Source organism: Micropruina sp. (assembly GCF_047607385.1).
In the GTDB taxonomy this organism is placed as follows: domain Bacteria; phylum Actinomycetota; class Actinomycetes; order Propionibacteriales; family Propionibacteriaceae; genus Micropruina.
Map to the genome: position 1 here is coordinate 1 of NZ_JASGDE010000120.1, position 19,861 is coordinate 19,861.

Annotated in this window: 18 protein-coding genes and 1 pseudogene; 11 read left to right on the plus strand and 8 right to left on the minus strand. The window is 70.2% G+C overall.

All coding sequences use genetic code 11. The annotated features are described in order from the left end of the window. Nucleotides 1-548: pseudogene (locus tag QM582_RS10690) on the plus strand (hypothetical protein); the annotation flags it as partial. Between the two features lie 21 nt (nucleotides 549-569). Next, the gene (locus QM582_RS10695) at nucleotides 570-1,442 is read left to right on the plus strand and encodes a hypothetical protein (protein ID WP_415084254.1); all 873 of its coding nucleotides are present in this window, start codon (nucleotides 570-572) and stop codon (nucleotides 1,440-1,442) included. Between the two features lies 1 nt (nucleotide 1,443). Here the strand turns inward: QM582_RS10695 and fumC are convergent, their stop codons facing one another. Then, on the minus strand, nucleotides 1,444-2,844 hold the full coding sequence (fumC, locus tag QM582_RS10700; RefSeq protein WP_415084339.1) for a class II fumarate hydratase: 1,401 nt from the start codon (nucleotides 2,842-2,844) through the stop codon (nucleotides 1,444-1,446). Nucleotides 2,845-3,053: 209 nt separating this feature from the next. On the opposite strand from fumC, the gene QM582_RS10705 reads away from it, so the two are divergent. Beyond that, nucleotides 3,054-4,031: a cation diffusion facilitator family transporter gene (locus QM582_RS10705; protein ID WP_415084256.1), complete on the plus strand. Its 978-nt coding sequence runs from the start codon at nucleotides 3,054-3,056 to the stop codon at nucleotides 4,029-4,031. Here the strand turns inward: QM582_RS10705 and QM582_RS10710 are convergent. The 4 genes from QM582_RS10710 to hemE are packed head-to-tail and all read right to left on the minus strand — an operon-like array spanning nucleotide 4,000 to nucleotide 8,284. Beyond that, complete coding sequence (locus tag QM582_RS10710; protein ID WP_415084257.1) at nucleotides 4,000-5,178, minus strand: ferrochelatase; 1,179 nt, start codon at nucleotides 5,176-5,178, stop codon at nucleotides 4,000-4,002. The genes QM582_RS10705 and QM582_RS10710 overlap by 32 nt on opposite strands. Beyond that, the gene (hemQ, locus tag QM582_RS10715) at nucleotides 5,175-5,843 is read right to left on the minus strand and encodes a hydrogen peroxide-dependent heme synthase (RefSeq protein ID WP_415084259.1); all 669 of its coding nucleotides are present in this window, start codon (nucleotides 5,841-5,843) and stop codon (nucleotides 5,175-5,177) included. Before hemQ ends, QM582_RS10710 begins: the two co-directional genes overlap by 4 nt. Then, the gene (locus QM582_RS10720) at nucleotides 5,836-7,164 is read right to left on the minus strand and encodes a protoporphyrinogen/coproporphyrinogen oxidase (protein WP_415084261.1); all 1,329 of its coding nucleotides are present in this window, start codon (nucleotides 7,162-7,164) and stop codon (nucleotides 5,836-5,838) included. Before QM582_RS10720 ends, hemQ begins: the two co-directional genes overlap by 8 nt. Before the next feature lie 13 nt (nucleotides 7,165-7,177). After that, complete coding sequence (hemE, locus tag QM582_RS10725) at nucleotides 7,178-8,284, minus strand: uroporphyrinogen decarboxylase (protein WP_415084263.1); 1,107 nt, start codon at nucleotides 8,282-8,284, stop codon at nucleotides 7,178-7,180. Nucleotides 8,285-8,347: 63 nt separating this feature from the next. Here hemE and QM582_RS10730 point away from each other — a divergent pair, with 63 nt between their 5' ends. Then, the gene (locus tag QM582_RS10730; protein ID WP_415084264.1) at nucleotides 8,348-9,583 is read left to right on the plus strand and encodes a glutamyl-tRNA reductase; all 1,236 of its coding nucleotides are present in this window, start codon (nucleotides 8,348-8,350) and stop codon (nucleotides 9,581-9,583) included. Nucleotides 9,584-9,586: 3 nt separating this feature from the next. On the opposite strand, the gene QM582_RS10735 is transcribed toward QM582_RS10730, so the two are convergent. Continuing rightward, nucleotides 9,587-10,075, minus strand: coding sequence for a GNAT family N-acetyltransferase (locus tag QM582_RS10735; RefSeq protein WP_415084266.1), 489 nt, complete (start codon nucleotides 10,073-10,075; stop codon nucleotides 9,587-9,589). A gap of 41 nt (nucleotides 10,076-10,116) precedes the next feature. Here QM582_RS10735 and QM582_RS10740 point away from each other — a divergent pair, with 41 nt between their 5' ends. The 4 genes from QM582_RS10740 (at nucleotide 10,117) to QM582_RS10755 (ending at nucleotide 14,039) form a co-directional block, all read left to right on the plus strand. Continuing rightward, nucleotides 10,117-11,286 (plus strand): AI-2E family transporter, encoded by a 1,170-nt coding sequence (locus tag QM582_RS10740; protein ID WP_415084268.1) that lies wholly within the window; start codon nucleotides 10,117-10,119, stop codon nucleotides 11,284-11,286. Beyond that, on the plus strand, nucleotides 11,283-11,630 hold the full coding sequence (locus tag QM582_RS10745; RefSeq protein ID WP_415084270.1) for a DUF6578 domain-containing protein: 348 nt from the start codon (nucleotides 11,283-11,285) through the stop codon (nucleotides 11,628-11,630). The genes QM582_RS10740 and QM582_RS10745 overlap by 4 nt, the downstream gene beginning before the upstream one ends. A gap of 68 nt (nucleotides 11,631-11,698) precedes the next feature. Beyond that, the gene (locus tag QM582_RS10750; RefSeq protein ID WP_415084271.1) at nucleotides 11,699-12,784 is read left to right on the plus strand and encodes a hypothetical protein; all 1,086 of its coding nucleotides are present in this window, start codon (nucleotides 11,699-11,701) and stop codon (nucleotides 12,782-12,784) included. A gap of 1 nt (nucleotide 12,785) precedes the next feature. After that, complete coding sequence (locus QM582_RS10755) at nucleotides 12,786-14,039, plus strand: NAD(P)/FAD-dependent oxidoreductase (RefSeq protein WP_415084272.1); 1,254 nt, start codon at nucleotides 12,786-12,788, stop codon at nucleotides 14,037-14,039. Here the strand turns inward: QM582_RS10755 and QM582_RS10760 are convergent. Continuing rightward, complete coding sequence (locus QM582_RS10760) at nucleotides 13,937-14,203, minus strand: DUF4253 domain-containing protein (RefSeq protein ID WP_415084273.1); 267 nt, start codon at nucleotides 14,201-14,203, stop codon at nucleotides 13,937-13,939. The genes QM582_RS10755 and QM582_RS10760 overlap by 103 nt on opposite strands. On the opposite strand from QM582_RS10760, the gene QM582_RS10765 reads away from it, so the two are divergent. Together QM582_RS10765 and QM582_RS10770 are read left to right on the plus strand one after the other, a co-directional pair. Beyond that, the gene (locus QM582_RS10765) at nucleotides 14,202-16,118 is read left to right on the plus strand and encodes an acyl-CoA dehydrogenase family protein (RefSeq protein WP_415084275.1); all 1,917 of its coding nucleotides are present in this window, start codon (nucleotides 14,202-14,204) and stop codon (nucleotides 16,116-16,118) included. The genes QM582_RS10760 and QM582_RS10765 overlap by 2 nt on opposite strands. A 20-nt stretch (nucleotides 16,119-16,138) precedes the next feature. Further along, nucleotides 16,139-16,648, plus strand: a complete 510-nt coding sequence (locus tag QM582_RS10770; protein WP_415084276.1) for a hypothetical protein — start codon at nucleotides 16,139-16,141, stop codon at nucleotides 16,646-16,648. Between the two features lie 145 nt (nucleotides 16,649-16,793). On the opposite strand, the gene QM582_RS10775 is transcribed toward QM582_RS10770, so the two are convergent. Then, nucleotides 16,794-17,264 (minus strand): hypothetical protein, encoded by a 471-nt coding sequence (locus tag QM582_RS10775; RefSeq protein ID WP_415084278.1) that lies wholly within the window; start codon nucleotides 17,262-17,264, stop codon nucleotides 16,794-16,796. A gap of 177 nt (nucleotides 17,265-17,441) precedes the next feature. On the opposite strand from QM582_RS10775, the gene QM582_RS10780 reads away from it, so the two are divergent. Next, nucleotides 17,442-19,820, plus strand: a complete 2,379-nt coding sequence (locus tag QM582_RS10780) for a glycoside hydrolase family 3 N-terminal domain-containing protein (RefSeq protein WP_415084280.1) — start codon at nucleotides 17,442-17,444, stop codon at nucleotides 19,818-19,820. The last annotated feature ends 41 nt before the right edge of the window (nucleotides 19,821-19,861 follow it).

A 19,861-nucleotide genomic window follows, 5' to 3' on the forward strand; every position in this document is an offset into this window, starting at 1 on the left:
AGATGGTCACCGGGCAGCGGCACGGTTGTGGCTGTACGGCCGGTACGGACACGACCACCTCTGCCGAGGCCACCGACAGTGTCGTTGCCCGCTCCGAAACCCTCGGACCCATCACCCGTAGCCAACTCGCTGAGTTGTTCGGCACCCATCGGATCACCATCACCCCCGTCCTGCACACCGGCACTGAGCAAGCCGTCGACAGCTACGAAATCCCGAACCGGATCCGCGAAACCGTCGTGCTGCGTGACGTGTGCGAAGTGTTCCCGCACTCCTCCCGGACAGCTCGACGACTCGACCTCGACCACACCCAGCCCTACGTCTCGGGCGTCGACCAGCAAACCCGGCCCGGGAACCTCGGACCACTCACCCGAAGCGTCCACCGCGCCAAAACCGCAGGCCGCTGGCAACTCCGACAACCCCGACCAGGAACCTTCTGGTGGAAATCACCCCGAGGCAACGAATACCGAGTCAGCCCCAGCGGCACCGACGACCTTCACGACTGGTCACCCCTCGAAAGAAAGTTGACCTGGCTGTTCGACAGCAGCTAACCGAACCAGGATGCTGAGTCCGTGGAGCCGACCTATGCCGTCAGAACGCGCGCCAACACCGTCGAGGCGTGGTCGACTGTACGGCTTCCGTTCGAGCCGAAGGGCAAGCTACTGGAACTCCGGACGGAGCTTCGGGCCGCTCTCGGGTCGCTCGTCCCGGCCCCGGGTATGCAATTGCACGCCGTCTATGGAGCTGCAGATGACCAGCAGTTCGTCGATACGGAGAACGTGCTCCTCTACAACGTCGGCACCGGAGCCTTCCGTCACCTCTCCCGGCACGCAGTGGTCTTCGAGCGCAGCTATTCTTACCCGCCTCCGCCCGAGGATTCGGGTATGCCTCAAGATCAGCTCCGCTATCAGCGGTATGTCATCGAGGCGAGTGCAGTACTGCAGCACTGGCGTCCCGCCGGGACGATCGCATCGTTCGAGGTGGGAGCGGCCAGCCTGAAGACCCCCGCAGCCGTGTGGTCAGCGATCAGGAGGAGCGCGCCAACACCACCGCTACCCTCCGAATCCCCGGCCCGCTTCCTGGTCCGGCTGCGAATCCGCGACACCAGACCATCGCACGCGACGAATCTCGCAGGGCTCGTCAAACCCGTGCTGGACGGCGTCATCAGCGCATTCCACTCGCACGCCGGCGAGGCCGAGCAGGTAGCTCGACGCCTCGCCGACCTCGGCATCGGCGAGTACGACCTCATTCGGCGTTGGCTCGCTGACGCCCGCTGGGCAGCACTCGGACCGCGACAGCTGGTCAGGCCCTTCGGCCCTCGCGGCGTGCAATGGAATCCGGCGGACGACCATTGCGTGGCCGCTGCCGTGACTATCGATCCGACACCCGGCGACGGCCCACGATGGCAGTTGTCCGGAGAACTGGCGTGGGCCGCCCCGCGATGAACTAAGCCGACGGGTGCGTCATGTCTCCCGGGACGACCCAGGCGTCGAACTCGTCACCGGTCAGGTCACCGGACGCCAGTGCGGCCTCCCGCAGGGTGGTGCCCTGCTTGTGCGCCTTCTTGGCCATCGCGGCGGCCTTGTCGTAACCGATGTGGCGGTTCAGCGCGGTGACCACCATCAGGTTGGAGGCCAGGTTGGCGGAGATCCGCTCCCGGTTCGGCTCGATGCCCTCCGCGCAGTGCTCGCGGAACGAGCGGCAGCCGTCGGCGATCAGCCGGATCGACTCCAGCACCGCGTGCGCCATCACCGGCTTGTACACGTTCAACTGGAAGTTGCCCTGGCTACCGGCGAAGCCGACCGTGACGTCATTGCCGAAGACCCGGGTGGCGACCATGGTGATCGCCTCGCACTGGGTGGGGTTCACCTTGCCCGGCATGATCGACGAACCGGGCTCGTTCTCCGGGATCACCAGCTCGCCGATGCCGTTGCGCGGCCCGGACGCGTACCAGCGGACGTCGTTGGCGATCTTCATCAGCGCCCCGGCCAGCACCCGCAGCGCACCGCTGACCGCGACCAGCGCGTCATGGGCGGACAGCGCGGCGAACAAGTTGTCGGCCTGGGTGAACTCCAGCCCGGTCTCGTCCGAGATCCGCTTCGCGGCCAGTGCGCCGAAGTCGGGGTGGGCGTTCAGCCCGGTGCCGACCGCGGTGCCGCCGATCGCCAGCCCACGGGCCCGGACGTCCGCCTGGCGAACGCCCTCCAGGGCGAAGTCGATCTGCGCCACCCAGCTGCCGATCACCTGGCCGAGCCGGATCGGGGTGGCGTCCTGCAGGTGCGTCCGCCCCACCATGATCACGTCGTCGAATTCGGACGCCTTCGCGGCCAGCACGTCACGCAGCTCGGTCACCGGGGCGTACAGCCGCTCGTTGAGCTCGCACACCACCGCGATGTGCATCGCGGTCGGGAAGGTGTCGTTGGAGGACTGTCCACGGTTCACGTGGTCGTTGGGGTGCACCGGCTGCTTCGACCCCATCGCGCCGCCGGCCAGCTCGATCGCCCGGTTCGAGATCACCTCGTTGGCGTTCATATTCGACTGGGTGCCCGAGCCGGTCTGGAACACCACCAGCGGGAAGTGCTCGTCCAGCTGCCCGGCGATCACCTCGTCGGCGGCCTTCACGACCAGCTCGGCGAGATCGGACGGCAGCTGGCCCAGCTCGGCGTTCGCCTCCGCGGCGGCCTTCTTCAACACGCCCAGCGCCCGGATCATCGGGCGTCCCCACACGAAGGTGTCCCGGCCGATGTCGAAGTTGCCCAGGCTGCGCTGCGTCTGAGCCCCCCAGTAGCGGTCGGCGGCGACCTCGATGGTGCCCATGCTGTCGGATTCGATGCGCGTGCTCATGATGCCGAGAATATGACTCCGAGCCCGCTCCCCGCAGGCGGTCGGGAGGACCGCGACGGTCGAATGCGCAGCAAGGACGGTCCGGGCCCACGGCCCCGGCCGTCCTCGCCGGCCGACCCTTTCTCAGCACTCCCCCGATGTGCACGACCCCCCGCGGTCTCGCCGAGAACCCTAGTCGTTCCCTGCGACACACGCCGTGCGCAGAATTGCGTATGACCGAACAACGCAAGGGCGGCGAAAGCCTGCTGACCGTGATCGTCGCATTCGCGGCGAATCTGCTGATCGCCGCGGCCAAGAGCGTCGCCGCCGTCCTCACCGGATCGGCGTCCCTGGTCGCCGAGGCGGCACACTCCTGGGCCGACTCCGGCAACGAGGTGTTCCTGCTCATCGCCGAACGCCGCTCGACTCGTCCACGCGACGCCGCGCATCCCTTCGGCTTCGGACGCGAGGCGTACGTCTGGTCGATGTTCGCCGCCTTCGGGCTGTTCACCGTCGGCGCCGTGGTGTCGATCGCCCACGGCGTCCAGGAACTCGGCGCCACCGAGAGCGACCACCAGAACTACCTGATCGGGTACCTGGTGCTGGCTGTGTCCTTCGTGCTGGAGGGGCTGTCCTTCCTGCAGGCGCTGCGCCAGGCCCGCGGCGAGGCCGGACGCGTCGGACTGCATCCGCTGCGCTACATCGAACGGACGTCCAACCCGACCCTGCGGGCGGTCTTCGTGGAAGACTCCGCCGCGTTGGTCGGACTGGCCGTTGCGGCGGCCGGGATGGCGCTGCACCAGATCACCGGAGACCCGGTCTACGACGCCGTCGGATCGATCCTGGTCGGCCTGCTGCTCGGCGTGATCGCGATCTTCCTGATCGGCCGCAACCGCGAATTCCTGGTCGGTCAGGTGGTCCGCCCCGAGCTGCGCAACGAGGTGCTGGCCCGGCTGCTCGCCCTGCCCGAGATCGAGGCGGTCACCTTCCTGCACATGGAGTACGTCGGACCGGCCCGGATCTTCCTGGTCGCCTCGGTCGATCTGACCGGCGATCAGAGCGAACGGCAGCTCGCCGAACGGCACCAGGCGATCGAGGACCGGCTGGAGGCCCACCCGATGATCGAACGGGCGCTGCTCACCTTGCCGACGCCGGGCGCCGAACCACTGCGGCCGGACGCTACGGCGCCAACCCGGCAACCGCCGGCTTGAACCCCAGCCGCTTGTTCTCGCAACAGCCCGGACGACACACGTCGAACCACGGCCCCAGCGCGGTCACCGCGGCACGCTGCCCGGCCGGACGTCCCTCGATCCGCTCGGCGACCAGGTCGGCCAGCGCGTCCACGAAAGCCGGATGGATGCCCGGCGTCGGGGTGCGGCGCACCCACAGCCCGGCCTCGGTGGCGGTCTCCACGGCCTCGGTGTCCAGGTCCCACATCACTTCCATGTGGTCGCTGACGAAGCCGACCGGCACCAGGATCACGCCCCGGCGTCCGCGCAGTTCGCCGATCGCGTCGTTCACGTCCGGCTCCAGCCACGGCTGCTGCGGCGGGCCCGACCGGGACTGGTAGACCAGCTGCCAGGCCACCTCCGGCGCCACCTGCTCCATCACGTAGGCGGCGACCGCCCGGTGCTGCTCGGCATAGGCGCCGCCGCCGCCGGACAGCGCGGCGTCCGCGGTCGGGATGGAATGGGTGCAGAACAGCACTTCGAGATCGCCGGACGCCACACCGTCGGCCTCGGCCGCGGCGATCGCGTCCCGGACGCCCTCGATGAACGGCTGCACGAAGCCCGGATGGTTGAAGAACGGCCGCACCTTGTCGATCGTGACCTGATCGGCCAGCCCGGTGTCCTCCAGGGCGTCCGCCCAGTCCTCGCGGTACTGCCGGCACGACGAGTACGACGAATAGGCACTGGTCGGAATCGCCAGCAGCCGGGTGAAGCCGCGCTGGAACGCCTCGGCGACCGCGTCGTTCAGGTACGGCGTCCAGTTCCGGTTGCCCCAGATCACCGCCAGCGGCAGCCCGCGCTGCGCCAGCCGGGCCTCCAGCGCCGCCCGCAGTTCGCGGTTGTGGTCGTTGATCGGCGACACCCCGCCGAAGTGCCGGTAGTGGTGCGCCACCTCCTCCAGCCGCTCGTCGGGGATGCCGCGGCCGCGGGTGACGTTGCGCAGGAACGGGATGACGTCCGGCTGCCCCTCCGGCCCGCCGAAGCCGGACAGCAGCACCGCGTCGTAGTGGGTCGGAACCTCGACGTGCTCCGGTCCGGACGCCGCACCCGGCGTCGCGCTCGGTACCAACGCACCGGGCGTGAGGTGGACGGCGGTGGCCGGTGCCGGTTTGCTGCCCAGCGGACTCACGCCAGCACCTCCGCGACCTGGTCGGCGGCGATCCGCCGTCCGGTGAAGAACGGCACCTCTTCGCGGACGTGCAGCCGGGCCTTGGTGGCGCGCAGGTCGCGCATCATGTCGACCAGGTCGGTCAACTCGTCGGCCTCCATCGGCAGCAGCCATTCGTAGTCGTTGAGCGCGAACGCCGAGACGGTGTTGGCGATCACGCCACGGAAGGCGGCGCCCTTGCGGCCGTGCTCGGCGAGCATGGCGCGGCGTTCGTCGTCGGGCAGCACGTACCAGTCGTAGGAGCGCACGAACGGGTAGACGCACAGCCAGTTCCGGGCCCGCTCACCGCGCAGGAAGCCGGGCACGTGGGTCTTGTTGAACTCGGCGTCCCGGTGCACGCCCATCGCCGACCAGGTCAGCGCCAGCGGGGCAAGTTCGGTGCTGCGGCGCAGCCGCCGCACCGCGGCCTGCAGCCCCTCGGCGCTCGGGCCGTGCAGCCACAGCATCAGGTCGGCGTCGGCGCGCATCGCGCTCACGTCATACAACCCGCGCACCGTCACCCCGTCGGCCTCGACAGCGGCGACGGCGTCCGCCAACGACTCCGTGCCGGACGCCTCCCGGGCGGTCGACGCATCGCGCCGCAGCACCGTCCACACGGCGAATCCGGTCGGACCCTGCTCACTCATCAACACTCCTCGTCGATTGCATCAATCGGGCGGCCTCGGCGCGCGCCTGCGGCACCACGCCGGCCAGGCCGACCCCGGCGATCCCCGCCCCGGCCAGGCCGAGGCCGGCGGTTCGCTGTTCAGTCAACCATTCTCGGGCATCGGCCAGCCCCGGTGTTCCAGGAGGCAGAATCGACCAGCCGGTGCGCCGCACCGCGACCGGTTCCGGCACCGGGCGACCCAGCAGCACGGACGCGTCGGCGCGGACCAGCGCGGCCAGCGCGTCGGCGTCCAGGCCGGCCGTCGCCGGCGGCTGGCCGCGGCGTCCGTAGGAGAGCCGCAGCACCTCCCGGCCACCGGCCGTCTCCCGTAGCCAAGCCCACTTCGCGGTGGAATGGGTGAGCGCCTTGGCGGCCACCCCCGGCACCTCGGCACCGACCAGGACGCCGGTGCCGCGTGGCTCCTCGCCGCCCAGGCCGGGGGCGTCCAGCACCAAGGTGACCACGTCGATCCGGCTGGTCGCCGGCACCACCGGACCGCCGAGCAGCCGGACGGCGACGTCCAACGGCACCGCCAGCACCACCAGGTCGGCGTCCAGTTCGCGGCGGCTGGTGCCGACCCGCCAACCGCCCGGCCGCCGGTTCAGCTCGCGCACCGGTTCCTCGACCGCCAGTTCGAAGTTCCCGGTGCCGCGCGCGGAACTGATCAGCAGGTCGACCAGGCCGTGCATGCCGCCGCGCAGCCCGTGCACCGCGCCACCCTTGGGGGCGTCGGTGGCCGCGTCGGTCACCGCCTGCCGCAGCGGGACACCGGACGCCACCGCGGCGGCCAGCGCCGGCGCCAGCTCGGCGAGCGTCACGTCGTCGGGGGAGGCCGAGTAGACGCCGCCGACCAGCGGGGTGACCAGGTCGTCCAGCACCCGGCGTCCGTAGCCGGCCTCGGCCAGCTCCGCCAACGTGCCGGACGCGACCCGCGGAGCCGGCAGCTCGCCCACCACCGCACGGACGTCGTCGGCGTCCGGGTCGGCGGGCAGCCCGAACACCAGCCGCTTCGGGATCGGGTGGGCACCGGACGCCGTCTGCAGCCAGGCGCCGCCCGGGTTGGGCCGGGCGATCAGTTCGGACGCCCCGAGGTCGGCCAGCAGCTGCTCGACGGCGCCGCCACGCACCGAATACCCCTCGGCGCCGACATCGAGCGGAATCCCCTCCAGCTCGGCGCGGCCCAGCAGCCCGCCGGGCCACTTCCAGGCGTCCAGCAGGACCACGTCACAGCCGCCCCGGGCCAGTTCCCAGGCCGCCACCAGCCCACCGGCACCGGCGCCGATCACTACCGCGCTGCTCATCGTTCGGCTCCGTTCATCGGCTGTGCACGTGATCGACGATCCGGGTGAGCACCTCGGGATCGGTGTCCGGCGGCACCCCGTGGCCGAGATTGAAGACGTGGCCGGGGGCCGCCTCGCCGCGGCGCAGCACGTCGTCAATCGCGTCCCGGAGGATCGGCCAGGGTGCGCCCAGCAGCGCCGGGTCCAGGTTGCCCTGCACCGCCGGGCCGGACGGCATCCGCTTCCAGGCCTGGTCCAGCGGGGTGCGCCAGTCCACCCCGATGCAGTCCACGTCCAGGTCGAGGGCGCCGTACAGCTCGCCGGCGCCGACCGCGAAGTGCACCAGCGGCACCCGGCGTCCCTCGTCGTCGACCAGGTCCCGGACGGCGTCGAAGGTCTTCGCGGACGCCGGCGCGACATGTGCCGCGTAGCTGGCGGCGGGCAGCGAACCGGCCCAGGAGTCGAACAGCTGGACGGCGGAGGCGCCGGCCAGCACCTGGGCGCGCAGGAAGCGTCCGGAGACTTCGGCGCACCAGCCGAGCAGCGCCGCCCAGGCGTCCGGGTGCCGATGCATCATCGCCCGGGCGGCCAGATGGTCCTTGCTGGGGCGTCCGGCGACCAGGTAGGCGGCCAGGGTGAACGGGGCGCCGGCGAACCCGATCAGCGGATCGCGGGCACCCTGCAGCAGCCGCAGGCCGGCGACGGTCTTCCGCACCGCGGCCCGAATCGGCTCCAGCGCCTCGTCCAGGGCTTCGGGCGGATGCTCGGCGACCAGCGCCGCCACCGCCTCGGGCGTGTTCACCGGCGCCGGGAACACCGGGCCGACTCCGGGTTCGATCTCCACCGGCACCCCGGCGAGCTTGAGCGGGACCACGATGTCGGAGAAGAAGATCGCGGCGTCCACCCCGTGCCGGCGCACCGGCTGCAGGGTGATCTCGGCGGCCAGGTCGGGGTCGAGGCAGGCGTCCAGCATCCGCCGACCCACCCGCAGCTCGCGATATTCCGGCAGCGACCGACCGGCCTGCCGCATGAACCAGACCGGCGTGACCGGCGGTCGGATCCCCCGGTAGGCGCTCACCAGCCACGCCGACGCGGTGTCGGAATTGAGGGGATGAGTGGCCGGCAGCAGGGTCGTGGTCACACCCTGCACCCTATTCGCCCGCGCCGTGGCGCACCGCCGGTATCCGAGGTCTATGCTGGCGCGGTGCTGTTGTGCCTGACCGCGAGCCACCGCACCCACGACTTCGCCACACTGGAGCAGCTGACCGGGGGTACGGGACCGGAACTCGTGGAGACGCTGCTGGCCGGCGACGGAATCGCCGGCAACATCGTGCTGAGCACCTGCAACCGTTTCGAGATCTATCTGGACGCCGACTCCTCCGCCCTGGACGCCGTGCAGCGGTGTCGCGGGCCGCTGCGGCTGCTGCGCGGCGAGGAGGCCGCCCGGCACCTGTTCGCGGTGACCGCCGGGCTGGAGTCGGTGGTGATCGGCGAGCCGGAGATCGCCGGCCAGGTGCGCCGGGCACTCAACCACGGCGAACGAACCGGCAGCGCCACCCCGCTGCTGCAGCGGGTGTTCTCCGACGCGCTGGCCACCCGTCGCGCCGTCCGGGAGAGCACCGGGCTGGGCGCGGCGCGTCCGTCGCTGATCCGGCTGGCGCTCGATCTGGCATCCCACCGGATCACCGACTGGACCGGCGTCAAGGTGCTGCTGGTCGGCACCGGCCGCTACGCCACCGCCTGCCTGGAGGCACTGCGCGATCGCGGCGTCAGCGCGATCACCGTCTGGTCGCCGTCCGGACGCGGCCAGGAGTTCTGCGCGCGGCACGGGCTGCACGCGGTCTCCGGGCATGCGGTGGCCGCCGCGGCGAGCCTGTCCGACGTGATCGTGTGCTGCACCACCAGCCCCGAACTGGTGATCACCCCGGAGCTGTTCGCCGGAACCTGCCCGGTCACCGCGCATTCCGCCGCGCAATGCCCGGTCGGGCATCCGGGAACCGACGAGCGGCATCGGGTGGTGATCGACCTGGGGCTACCCCGCAACGTGGATCCGCTGGTCTCCGAAGTGGCCGGCATCGAACTGCTCGACCTGGAGGCGATCAAGCTGCACGCCCCGCTGCAACACCTCGCGGTGGCCGACGACGCCGAAGCGCTGGTCCGCCGGGCCGCCGCCGCCCACGCCGAGGACGCCGGCCCGATCGGTCCCGCGGTGGCCGCCCTGCGCGCCCACGTCAGCGATGCCCTGGAGGCGGAACTGGCCCGGGTCCGGCGCCGCTACGACGCCGACTCGGCCGACAAGGCCGAAGCCGCGCTGCGGCATTTCGCCGGCGTCCTGCTGCACGGCCCGTCGGTGCGGGCCCGCGAACTGGCCAGCTCCGGACGCCGCGACGAGTTCCTGGACGGGCTGCACGCCGTGTTCGGGATCGAACGCCCCGCCTGAGATCTAAACCCGCGGCAGCAGGAACTCCAGGATCACCACGTTCGGCTTGTCGGCGTACTCGGCCCAGGCCGTCGCGTCGGTGTCGGTGTAGCCGAGGCCCCGGTAGAGCGCGACCGCGGCGGGTTGCATCGGGCCGGTCTCCAGCACCAGTCGCCCGATCCCGGATCCGAGCGCGTCGGCCTCCACGGCCCGCATCATCTGCTGCGCCAGGCCGCGTCCACGGTGGTCGGGGGCGACGTAGATCCGTTTCAGTTCGCCGGTCGGGATCACCGACCCGGCCCGCTCCGGTTCCAGCCGCCGCCAGGCCGCGGTGGCCACCGGACGCCCGTCGCGGTAGCCGACCAGGAACGATCCCGACGGCGGCTCGAACTGCTCGGTGGCCATCGGCGACACGTCCCCGGAGCCTCCGTAGATCGACCGATATTCGGCCTGCACCGCCGCGCACAGCGCGACGGCGTCCGGATGGTCGAGACTGCGGCGGACGATTTGCACCGGGTCACGGTAGCCGACGCACGCGGCACTAGACTCCCCTCGTGACCGCGGCGCGTGCCCCCGAACAGGCCGGGGCTCCCGACGGCATCCGGATGCTCTACGCCGGAGCCGCGATCGTGGCGTGCCTGGCCGGCATCTACTTCATCCGGGACGTCATCTCGCCGGTCTTCCTGGCGATGACGCTGGTGGTCACCGTCCGCCCACTGGTGCTCTGGCTGAACGAACGCCGGGTGCCGAAATTCCTCAGCGCGCTGATCGGCATGCTGGTGGTGTTCCTGGTGCTGCTCGCGATCCTGTTCGCGGTCGTGGTGGCGCTGAGCCAGTTCGTGGCGGCGATGCCCAGCTACGCCGACCAGTTCAACGAGCTGTACACCCAGGCCTCCACACAGCTGATGGCCTGGGGCGTGAGCCAGGAGATGATCACCCAGTGGGTGACCACCTTCGACTACACCCGGCTGCTCGGCTACGTCACCGGGGTGATGACCCAGGTGGGGTTCTGGGCGACCTTCATCGGCTCGCTGTTCCTGTTCGTGGCGTTCATCGCGATCGACCTGTCCGACACCACCGAACGGCGGGCCAAGCTCGCCGTGCTGCGTCCCAACCTGGCCGCGGCGCTGCTGGACTTCTCCTGGCGGGTCCGCCGGTACTGGGTGGTCAACACGATCTTCGGCCTGGCCGTCGCGCTGATCAACATGGGCATCCTGGCCTGGCTGCAGATCCCGCTGGTGCTGACCTGGGGAATCCTGTCCTTCGTCACCGCCTACATTCCCAACATCGGCTTCATCATCGGCATGGTGCCGCCGGCGCTGATGGCGCTGCTGGCCCGCGACGTCCAGACCATGGTGATCATGGTGGCCGCCTACGTGGTGGTGAATTTCATCGCTTCGATGGTGATCCAGCCGAAGGTGACCGGGGACGCGGTCGGCCTGAACATCACCACCACGTTCATCTCGCTGGTGTTCTGGGCACTCATCATCGGCCCGCTCGGCGCCATCCTGGCGGTGCCGCTGACCCTGTTCTTCAAGGCGGTGCTGTTCGACGCCGACCCGCGGACGCGCTGGGTGTCGGTCTTCCTGGGCGGCAATCTGGACGATGTCGCCACCGGTGAGCCGGCCGAGGAGAAGCCGGCCGAGGAGTCCGAGAGCGAACCGGAACCGGAGCCCGAATCGGAACGCGCATCCGAGGACGGGCCCGAGCCGGAGCGATCGTGACCGTCGAGATCGTGGTCGGCGGCTGGGAGCACGAATGCTGCGGGCCGGAGATCCGGCTCAACGACATCGTCCGGTGGGACGTGAGAGCCGGTGCCGACGGCGTCCGACACGCGACACATCACCAAGTCGAGGACGTCTCCGGAACGGTCCGGGGGCGGGTCGCCGAGTTGGCACTGCTCGATCAGGCGACCGGCGGGCGGATCCCGATCGACCGGGTGCCGAGCGGAGGTGCGCTGGTCGGCAACCAGGCCGCTGACGACCCGATGGTGACCAGGTTGGACACCGGCGAAACGGTGCGGCTGTCGGGCGCCGCACAGTTCCTGGTCTGCGTGCAGCCCGGCTGACACCGCGTATCACCGGGTCGTCCCGGACGCTCTCAATGCTCGAATCCCCATTCGAGACAGGAGTCGCCGTGAGCCTCACCTTCGACAGCCCGGCCAAGCGTTTCGCGTTCCTGGTTCACCCGCGTGCCGACGTCGCCACCGACATGGCCCGGGTCTGGCGTCCGCTGGGACGAATCCCCGCCTCCGCCTGGGACTGGGGCCTGCGCCGGCTCCCGGTGCCGCCCCAGCTGCTCGCCACCGCACGGCGCCGGGACGCCGCGGCCGAGGCAGGTCCGGACGGCTGGGTGCTGGTCGTCCCGGTCGGCGCCCGGCAACTGCTCACCGAGGACCGGCGCTGGGTGATCGACCGGATCGAACGCGGCATCGACCGGGCCCAGCAGCTCGGTGCCGAGATCGTCGGGCTGGGTGCGCTGACCGCTCCGGTCACCGGAGCCGGACGGCTGCTGCGGCCCCGGCCCGGCGTCACCATGACCACCGGGAACGCGTTCACCGCGCACCTGACCGTGGAGGCGCTGCGCCGGCTGCTGCCGGCCGCGCCGGGGGGTCACGTCGCGATCGTCGGGGCCACCGGCAGCGTCGGCTCGTGCGTCGTCCGGCTGCTGGCCGACGAGCCGCTGGGCGAAACCCTGACCCTGGTCGCCCGCGGCGAGCGCCGGCTGCAGACCCTGGCGATGGACTTCGCCGACCGCCACACCGGCGTCGCCGTCCGGATCTCGACCTCGCTGGACGCCGTCAAGGACGCCGACCTGGTGCTGCTGCTCACCTCGGCGGCGGACGCGGTGATCGGCCCGCAGCACCTCAAGCACGGCGCCGTGGTGCTGGACGACACCCAGCCGCGCAACACCGATCCGCGGCTGCTGGTGGAGCGCCCGGACGTGCTGGTGATCGACGGCGGCGTCGCCGCCATCCCCGGCGTCGACCTGCGCGGCGACATCGGCCTGCCCCGCGGCCTCGCCTACGCCTGCCTGTGCGAGACCATGCTGATGGCCTTCGACGGGCAGACCGAGGGCGCGCTGGGCGAGGCGAGCGTCGATCATGCGGTGCGGATGCGGGACGCCGCCCGCCGGTTCGCCCACCTGGGCTTCACCCTGGCCGATCCGCTGTCGTTCGGACGCCGGGTCGACTGGCCCGAACCCGCCATGATCGGTGCCTGAGATGACCACCGATATCGTGGTGCTGGGCGGCGGCTACACCGGGGTGTGGAGCGCCCGGGCGATCGCCCGCGCCGTCCGTTCCGGCTCTCTCGACGGCGTCCGGATCCGGCTGGTGTCGGCCGCGCCCGACCACTCCTTCCACGGCTGGACGGCGGAGGTGATCACCGGCCAGGTCCGTCCGGAGCGGGCTCGGGTGCCGCTGGCACGGCTGCTGCCCGGCGTCGAGATCGTCACCGGATCGGCGGTATCGGTCGACCCGGGGCGGCGCACCGTCCGAGTCGCCACCGACAACGGTGAACGCACCCTCGGCTACCACCAGCTGGTGGTCGGGGTGGGCAGCAAGGACGCGGCCGAGCGCGTCCCGGGGCTGGCCGAGCACGCCTGGTCGCTGAAGGATCCGGACGGTCTGGCCGCGCTCCGCGTCCGACTCGCCGAACTGGAGCAGGGTGCCGCCGTGGTGGTCGCCGGGGCCGGGTTGACCGGAGTCGAGGCTGCCACCGCGATCGTCCAGCAGCGCCCGGACGTCCGCGTCCTGCTGGCCCATCCGGGTTCCCAGGCGCTGCCGATGCTGCGGCCCCGGTTTCGCCGGATCGCCGACTACGCGGTCGCCGAGGCCCGGCGCGCGGGCGTCGAGTTCCTGCCCGGCGCCCGGCTGTGCCGGGTCACCGCCGACGGCGCCGACCTGGGCGCGGCCGGCTTCGTCGCGTCCGGCACCGTGGTGAGCACGATCGGCCAGACCCCGGTGGCGCTGCCCGACCTGGACGCCTTCCCGCGCGACGAGCAGGGACGCCTGATCACCGACCAGGCGCTGCGGGTGGCGCCGGGCATCTGGGCCGGCGGGGACGTGGCGGCCGTGCCGCACCCGTCCAGAACCGGGCCCTGCCCGGCGAACGCGCTGTGGGCGATCCATCACGGCAAGCGGATCGGATCGAACATCGTCCGGGTGCTGCGCGGCGACGGCCCGCGTCCGTTCACCTTTCCGGGCCTGGGTCAGGGAGCGAGCCTGGGCGTCGGACGCGGCGCGGCCGAACTGTACGGCGTGCAACTGACCGGCTGGCCGGCCTGGCTGGCCCGCTGGGTGTTCTTCCACTGGTTCATGCCGTCACGCGCCGTCGCCGCCCGGACCGCCGCGGAGTGGCTGACCGGCAGGGGTCAGTCCCACCAGAACGTCCACTCCGCCGAGCCGGCGATCTCCGCGCCGTACTCGGCCAGGTCGTCGGTGCCCTGTTCGACGTTGTCAGGGCAGAACGCGTAGTGCTCGGCGACCAGCCGCCACCAGATATCGGTGGGATCGGACAGCGTCGCCACCGGACTCGAACACCGGGGACTCGTGGTCGGCCATGCCGTCATCGTCGCCCAACCCACCGCGATTCGCCACCCCGGGAGTACCGTCGAAGCAGAGCAGCAGGAGGTGCGCATGTCCCCGACCCAGACCGGACCCACCGAACGCGAGGCCCGCAAGGTTGCGGAGGCCGCCCGGGAGTCCGAATGGACCAAGCCGAGCTTCGGCAAGGAGCTCTTCCTCGGCCGGCTGCGGCTCGACCTGGTCGACCCGTGGCCGTCCAACAGCCCAGAACAGATCGCCGCCGGCGAAGCCTTTCTGGCGCGGCTGCGTCCGTTCGTGGAGAGCATCGACGGCGCCGCGATCGAAGAGGCCGGCTCGATACCGGACGAGGTCTTCACCTGCCTGGCGGAACTGGGCGCGTTCGGCATCAAGCTGCCCACCCAGTACGGCGGGCTCGGGTTGTCCCATCTCTACTACTGCCGGGCACTCACCCTGGCCGGCTCGGCGCACGCCTCGATCGGCACGCTGCTCAGCGCGCACCAGTCGATCGGCGTGCCGCAGCCGGTGAAGATGTTCGGTTCCGAGGAGCAGAAGCACCGCTTCCTGCCCCGGGTGGCCGGCGGCGAGGTGTCGGCCTTCCTGCTCACCGAACCGGACGTCGGCTCCGACCCGGCCCGGCTGGCCTGTTCGGCGACACCGGTCGAGGGCGGCTATCTGCTCAACGGGGTGAAGCTGTGGGCCACCAACGGCACCATCGCCACCCTGCTGGTGGTGATGGCCCGGGTTCCGGCGAGTGAGGGACGCCGCGGCGGCGTCACCGCCTTCGTGGTGGAGGCCGATTCGCCCGGCATCACCGTGGAGAACCGCAACGCCTTCATGGGCCTGCGCGGCATCGAGAACTCGGTGACCCGGTTCCACGACGTCTTCGTCCCCGCCGAGAACGTGCTGGCCGGTGAGGGACGCGGCCTGAAGATCGCCCTGACAACGCTGAACACCGGACGCCTTTCGCTGCCGGCGATGTGCGTGACGGCCGCCAAGTGGTGCCTGAACGTGGCCCGCGGTTGGTCGGCCGAGCGGGTGCAGTGGGGACGTCCGGTGGGTCGGCACGAGGCGCTGGCCACCAAGATCGCCTTCATCGCCGCCACCACCTACGGGCTGGAGTCGGCGCTCGACCTGTGCTGCCTGCTGGCCGACGACGACGCCAACGACATCCGGATCGAGGCCGCGCTGCTGAAGCTGTACGCGTCCGAGCAGGCCTGGGCGATCGCCGACAACCTGGTCCAGATCCGCGGTGGCCGCGGGTTCGAGACCGCCGCCTCGCAGCGGGCCCGTGGTGAGCGCGGCATCGAGGCCGAGCAGGTGCTGCGCGACCTGCGGATCATGCGGATCTTCGAGGGCTCCACCGAGATCATGCATCTGCTGATCGCCCGCGAGGCGGTGGACGCCCACCTGGCCGTCGCCGGCGACATCATCGACCCGGAGGCGTCCCGGGAGGACAAGATCAAGGCGGTGGCCAAGGCGAGCGCGTTCTACGCCGGCTGGCTGCCCACCCTGGTGGCCGGCAAGGGTGCGGTGCCGAACTCGTTCGCCGAGTTCGGGCCGTTGGCCGGTCACGTCCGCTACCTGGAGCGCACCACCCGCAAGCTGGCCCGCTCGATCTTCTACGGCATGGGACGCTGGCAAGGCGGAATGGAACGCAAGCAGGCCTTCCTGGGCCGGGTGGTCGACATCGGCGCCGAGCTGTTCGCAATGACCGCCAGCTGCCTGCGGGCCAAGGCGGAGCGGCAGCGGCACCCGGAGGGCGTCGAGCTGGCCGACCTGTTCTGCCAGCAGGCCCGGGTGCGGATCGGCGCCCTGTTCACCGCGCTGTGGGAGAACACCGACGGGGCCGACGACGCGGCGGCGAAGCAGGTGCTGGCCGGCCGCTACGCCTTCGCCGAGGACGGCATCGTGCTGCCCTCCGAAGACGGCCCGTGGGTGAGTCCGGTGGTCGCCGGGCCCTCGCAGAAGCCGGACGTGCGGCGGCACGTCCCGCGTCCGGGACACTGAGGCACGGCTACCCTGGCCGCATGCCGCCGCTTCGTCTTGCCGCCGTCGGGTTGCTGCTGGTGCTGATCGAGATCCGTCTCGGCTCGGTGATGCTGTCCCTCGACCTGATCGGCTGGGTGCTGGCCGCGATGGGGATGAACCTGCTGATCGACGTCGACAAGTGGTTCATCTGGGCCCGCAACCTGGCCATCACCGCACTGGTGCTCGAGCTGGTGTTGTTCATCTCACCGCTCGCGTTGCTCACGGTGCTGGCCGACATCGGTCTGCGGCTGGTGGTGCTGGCCTTCGTCTACTGCCTGTGCACGGCGCTGCTGCGGCGCCTCGGCAAACGGGACCGCGGCTACGCCGTGACATTGCGGGTGCTGCGGGTGGCGATCCCACTGGTGACGCTGTTGAGTGCGGCGTTCGCGGTGCTGTCGGCCCCGGCCGGAATGCCGGTCGGCTGGCTGTATCCGCTGCAGTTGGCCGGCACCGTGGTGCTGGCCGTGGTGATGTGGATGCTGGGGTCGCGCTACACCTTCACCCGCTGAGCCGCATCAACCGAACTCCAGCCGGCGCGCCGGATCCAGGCTGTAGTCGGCCATGTAGTCGAAGACCCCGCGCAACGCCACCCGGTCGGGATCTGCGTAGTAGGGCCGCTGCGCCCGGGCGAAGTCGTCCCAGTCGCCCTCGAAATCAAACGCCCAGGTGAACTGGTCCTTCGGCTTGGTCCGCGACGGCGAACAGGCAGCGGAAGCCGTGCCGTTCCCGGACGTCCACGATCCGGCGCCAGATGGCCAGGAACTCCTGCCAATCGCCGACGATCGAGTAGCGCCGCAGGCAGACCGTGCGTCCGGGAAGCTCGGGCCGTTCGGCGAGCAGTTCCACCCGAACCGGACGCACCAGCAGATTGCCGAACACGTGCGGCGCCGCGGCAGCGCGGTGGGCCGCCACATCCGGGTCGGACTCCCAGCCGGCCTGCCCCGCGTCGGGGTCGGGGTGGGAGTAGAGCCAACTCAATTTCGGCTCGGCGTGCTCCTGCAGATAGGCCTGATGCGGGGTGTAGCCGTGCCGGCGGCGCAGTGCCACCTCGCTCGGCCAGAGCGACAGCCAGGCATCCAGGTGGCGCGGCCGGATCGAGACGCGGTGCAGGAACATCTGAGCCACCCGGCCAGCGTACGGCGAGCCACCAGATGGATGGATCTGAGAGTTTCCTGTGCAGAACCGGTGTCGGTATGCGAGCATGACTCAATCGCTTGAGCAAAGGCGCCCAGGCGATATCCCCCGTTCCAGCGCCGGAGCGGTCTCGGCCCGCACCCCGGACTGGCCTATCGAAGGAGATCCATGCGACCCACTCCCATACCGACGGCGATTGCCGCCGGCGTGTTGGCCGGCGCGTTGCTGGCCCCGACCGGGACGGCCCACGCCGCCCTTCCCGGCCCAACCCAACGGACGGTGAGCGACGGCACCACCACGTTCACCGTGGTGACCAATCCCGACGGCGGCGCCACCCTCAGCTTCATCAAGGACGGCCCGGTGAAGCTGCTGGAGGAGCAGACCGACAAAGGTGTGCTGGCCTTCAAGGACATGAACGGCAACGGCAAGCTGGACCCGTGGGAGGACTGGCGCAAGCCGGTCGCCGAACGAGCCAAGGCGCTGGCGGCGGAACTGACCATCGAACAGATCGCCGGCCTGATGCTGTTCAGCTCGCACGAACGCAATCCCGGTGCCGGGCTGACCGATGCACAGCGCAAGTACATCAAGGACGACAAGTTGCGGAACGTGCTGAATGCGGGACCCAACGACGTCGCCGCCAATGTCACCTGGGTGAACGCGATGCAGGCGTTCGCCGAGCAGCAGACCGCGTCCGGGCTGCCCTACGTGCCGGTCAACTTCTCCTCCGACCCGCGTTCCACGGCCGCCAACGATTCCGCCTACAACTCCGAGGGTGACGACATCTCGCGGTGGCCGTCCAATATCGGCCTGGCCGCGACCTTCTCCAAGTCGACCATGCTGAAGTTCGCCAAGGCGTCCTCCGCCGAGTACCGGGCGATGGGCATCACCACCGCGCTCGGTCCGCAGATCGACCTGGCCACCGAGCCCCGCTGGCTGCGCAACGACGGCACCTTCGGCGAGAACGTGAAGCTGGCCAAGACGATGGCGAAGGCCTACGTCAACGGCTCGCAGAACAGCTACGACGCCAAGGGCCGCTCGATCGGCTGGGGTTCGGATTCGATCAACACGATGATCAAGCACTGGCCCGGTGACGGTGCCGGCGAGGGTGGCCGCGAGTCGCACCTGAACGCCGGCAAATACGCGGTGTACCCGGGCAACAACTACGCCGAGCACACCAAACCGTTCCTTGCCGCGAAGAACGCGACCGCGGTGATGAGCTCCTACTCGATCGCGATCGCCAAGAACGGCAAGCCGCTGACCGGCAATCGGGTCGGCTCCGCCTACGACAAGGTGAAGATCGACGGCCTGCGCAACGCCGGCTACGACGGCGTCATCTGCACCGACTGGGGCGTCACCACCGGTTACACCGACCCGAACTCGATCTTCGGGATGGCCTGGGGCATGGAGAAGGCGTCCGTCGAGGAACGCCACTACGCGGTGCTGCGGGCCGGCGTCGACATGTACGGCGGCAACAACAACAAGGTTCCGGTGCTCGCCGCGCACGCCCTCTGGCAGGCCGACTACGAGGCCGGCAAGAACAGCATCGATGCCGACACCCGGTTCCGGCAGTCCGGCGAGCGCATCGTCCGGATGCTGCTGCTGCCCGGTTTGTTCGAGAACCCGTACCTCGACCTGGCCGCGTCCGAGAAGATCGTCGCCAGCGCCGACAAGGTGGCGGCCGGAATCGACGCCCAGTTCGACTCCGTGGTGATGCTGAAGAACGCCAAGAAGACCATCAAGCCGACCTCGCTGAAGAGCTTCAAGCGCAAGACGGTCTACATTCCGAGTTCGATCGGGCACGGATTCCCGAGCGTCTTCTCGCAGTCGACCACCGACATCACCGGCCCCACCCTGGACGCCGAGGTGGCCAAGAAGTACTTCAAGAAGGTGCTGACCGACACCCCGGTGAAGGACGCCAAGGGCAACATCATCGACTACATCATGCCCGACCTGAGCAAGGTGGACATGGTGCTGGCCGGCATGCGCAGCCCTGACAACGGCAACAACTTCACCGGCGCCGGACGCAACGCCGACGGCAGCTACTACCCGTTGTCGCTGCAGTGGGGCCCGTACACCGCGAACGGTCCACACGTGCGCAAGAAGTCGATCGCCGGCGACATCCGCGATGACGGCACGGTCGAGAATCGCTCGTACTTCGGCGCCAGCGCCCGGATCGGCAACGCCTACGACCTGACCGCGCTCAACCGCACCGTGAAGACGATCAAGCGGATCGAACGCAAGACCGGGAAGAACATCCCGATCATCGTCGCGGTCAAGGCCAAGAGCAGCTTCATTCCGGCAGAGTTCGAGAAGAAGGTGGACGCCATTCTGGTCGGCTACTCCATCTACGACCGGATCCTGATCGAGACCGCTCTGGGTCAGCACGAGCCGCAGGGCCGGCTGCCGCTGACCAGTCCGAAGAACATGGACGCCGTCGAGAAGCAGAAGGAGGACGTCGGCGAGGACATGACGCCCTACCGCGACTCCCAGGGCCGGGTCTACAAATTCGGCTACGGCCTGAACTGGCGCGGCGTGATTCGCAGCTGACGTAGTCCGCGCGTCTGTACAGCTGGCGTCGCCCCCCGAGC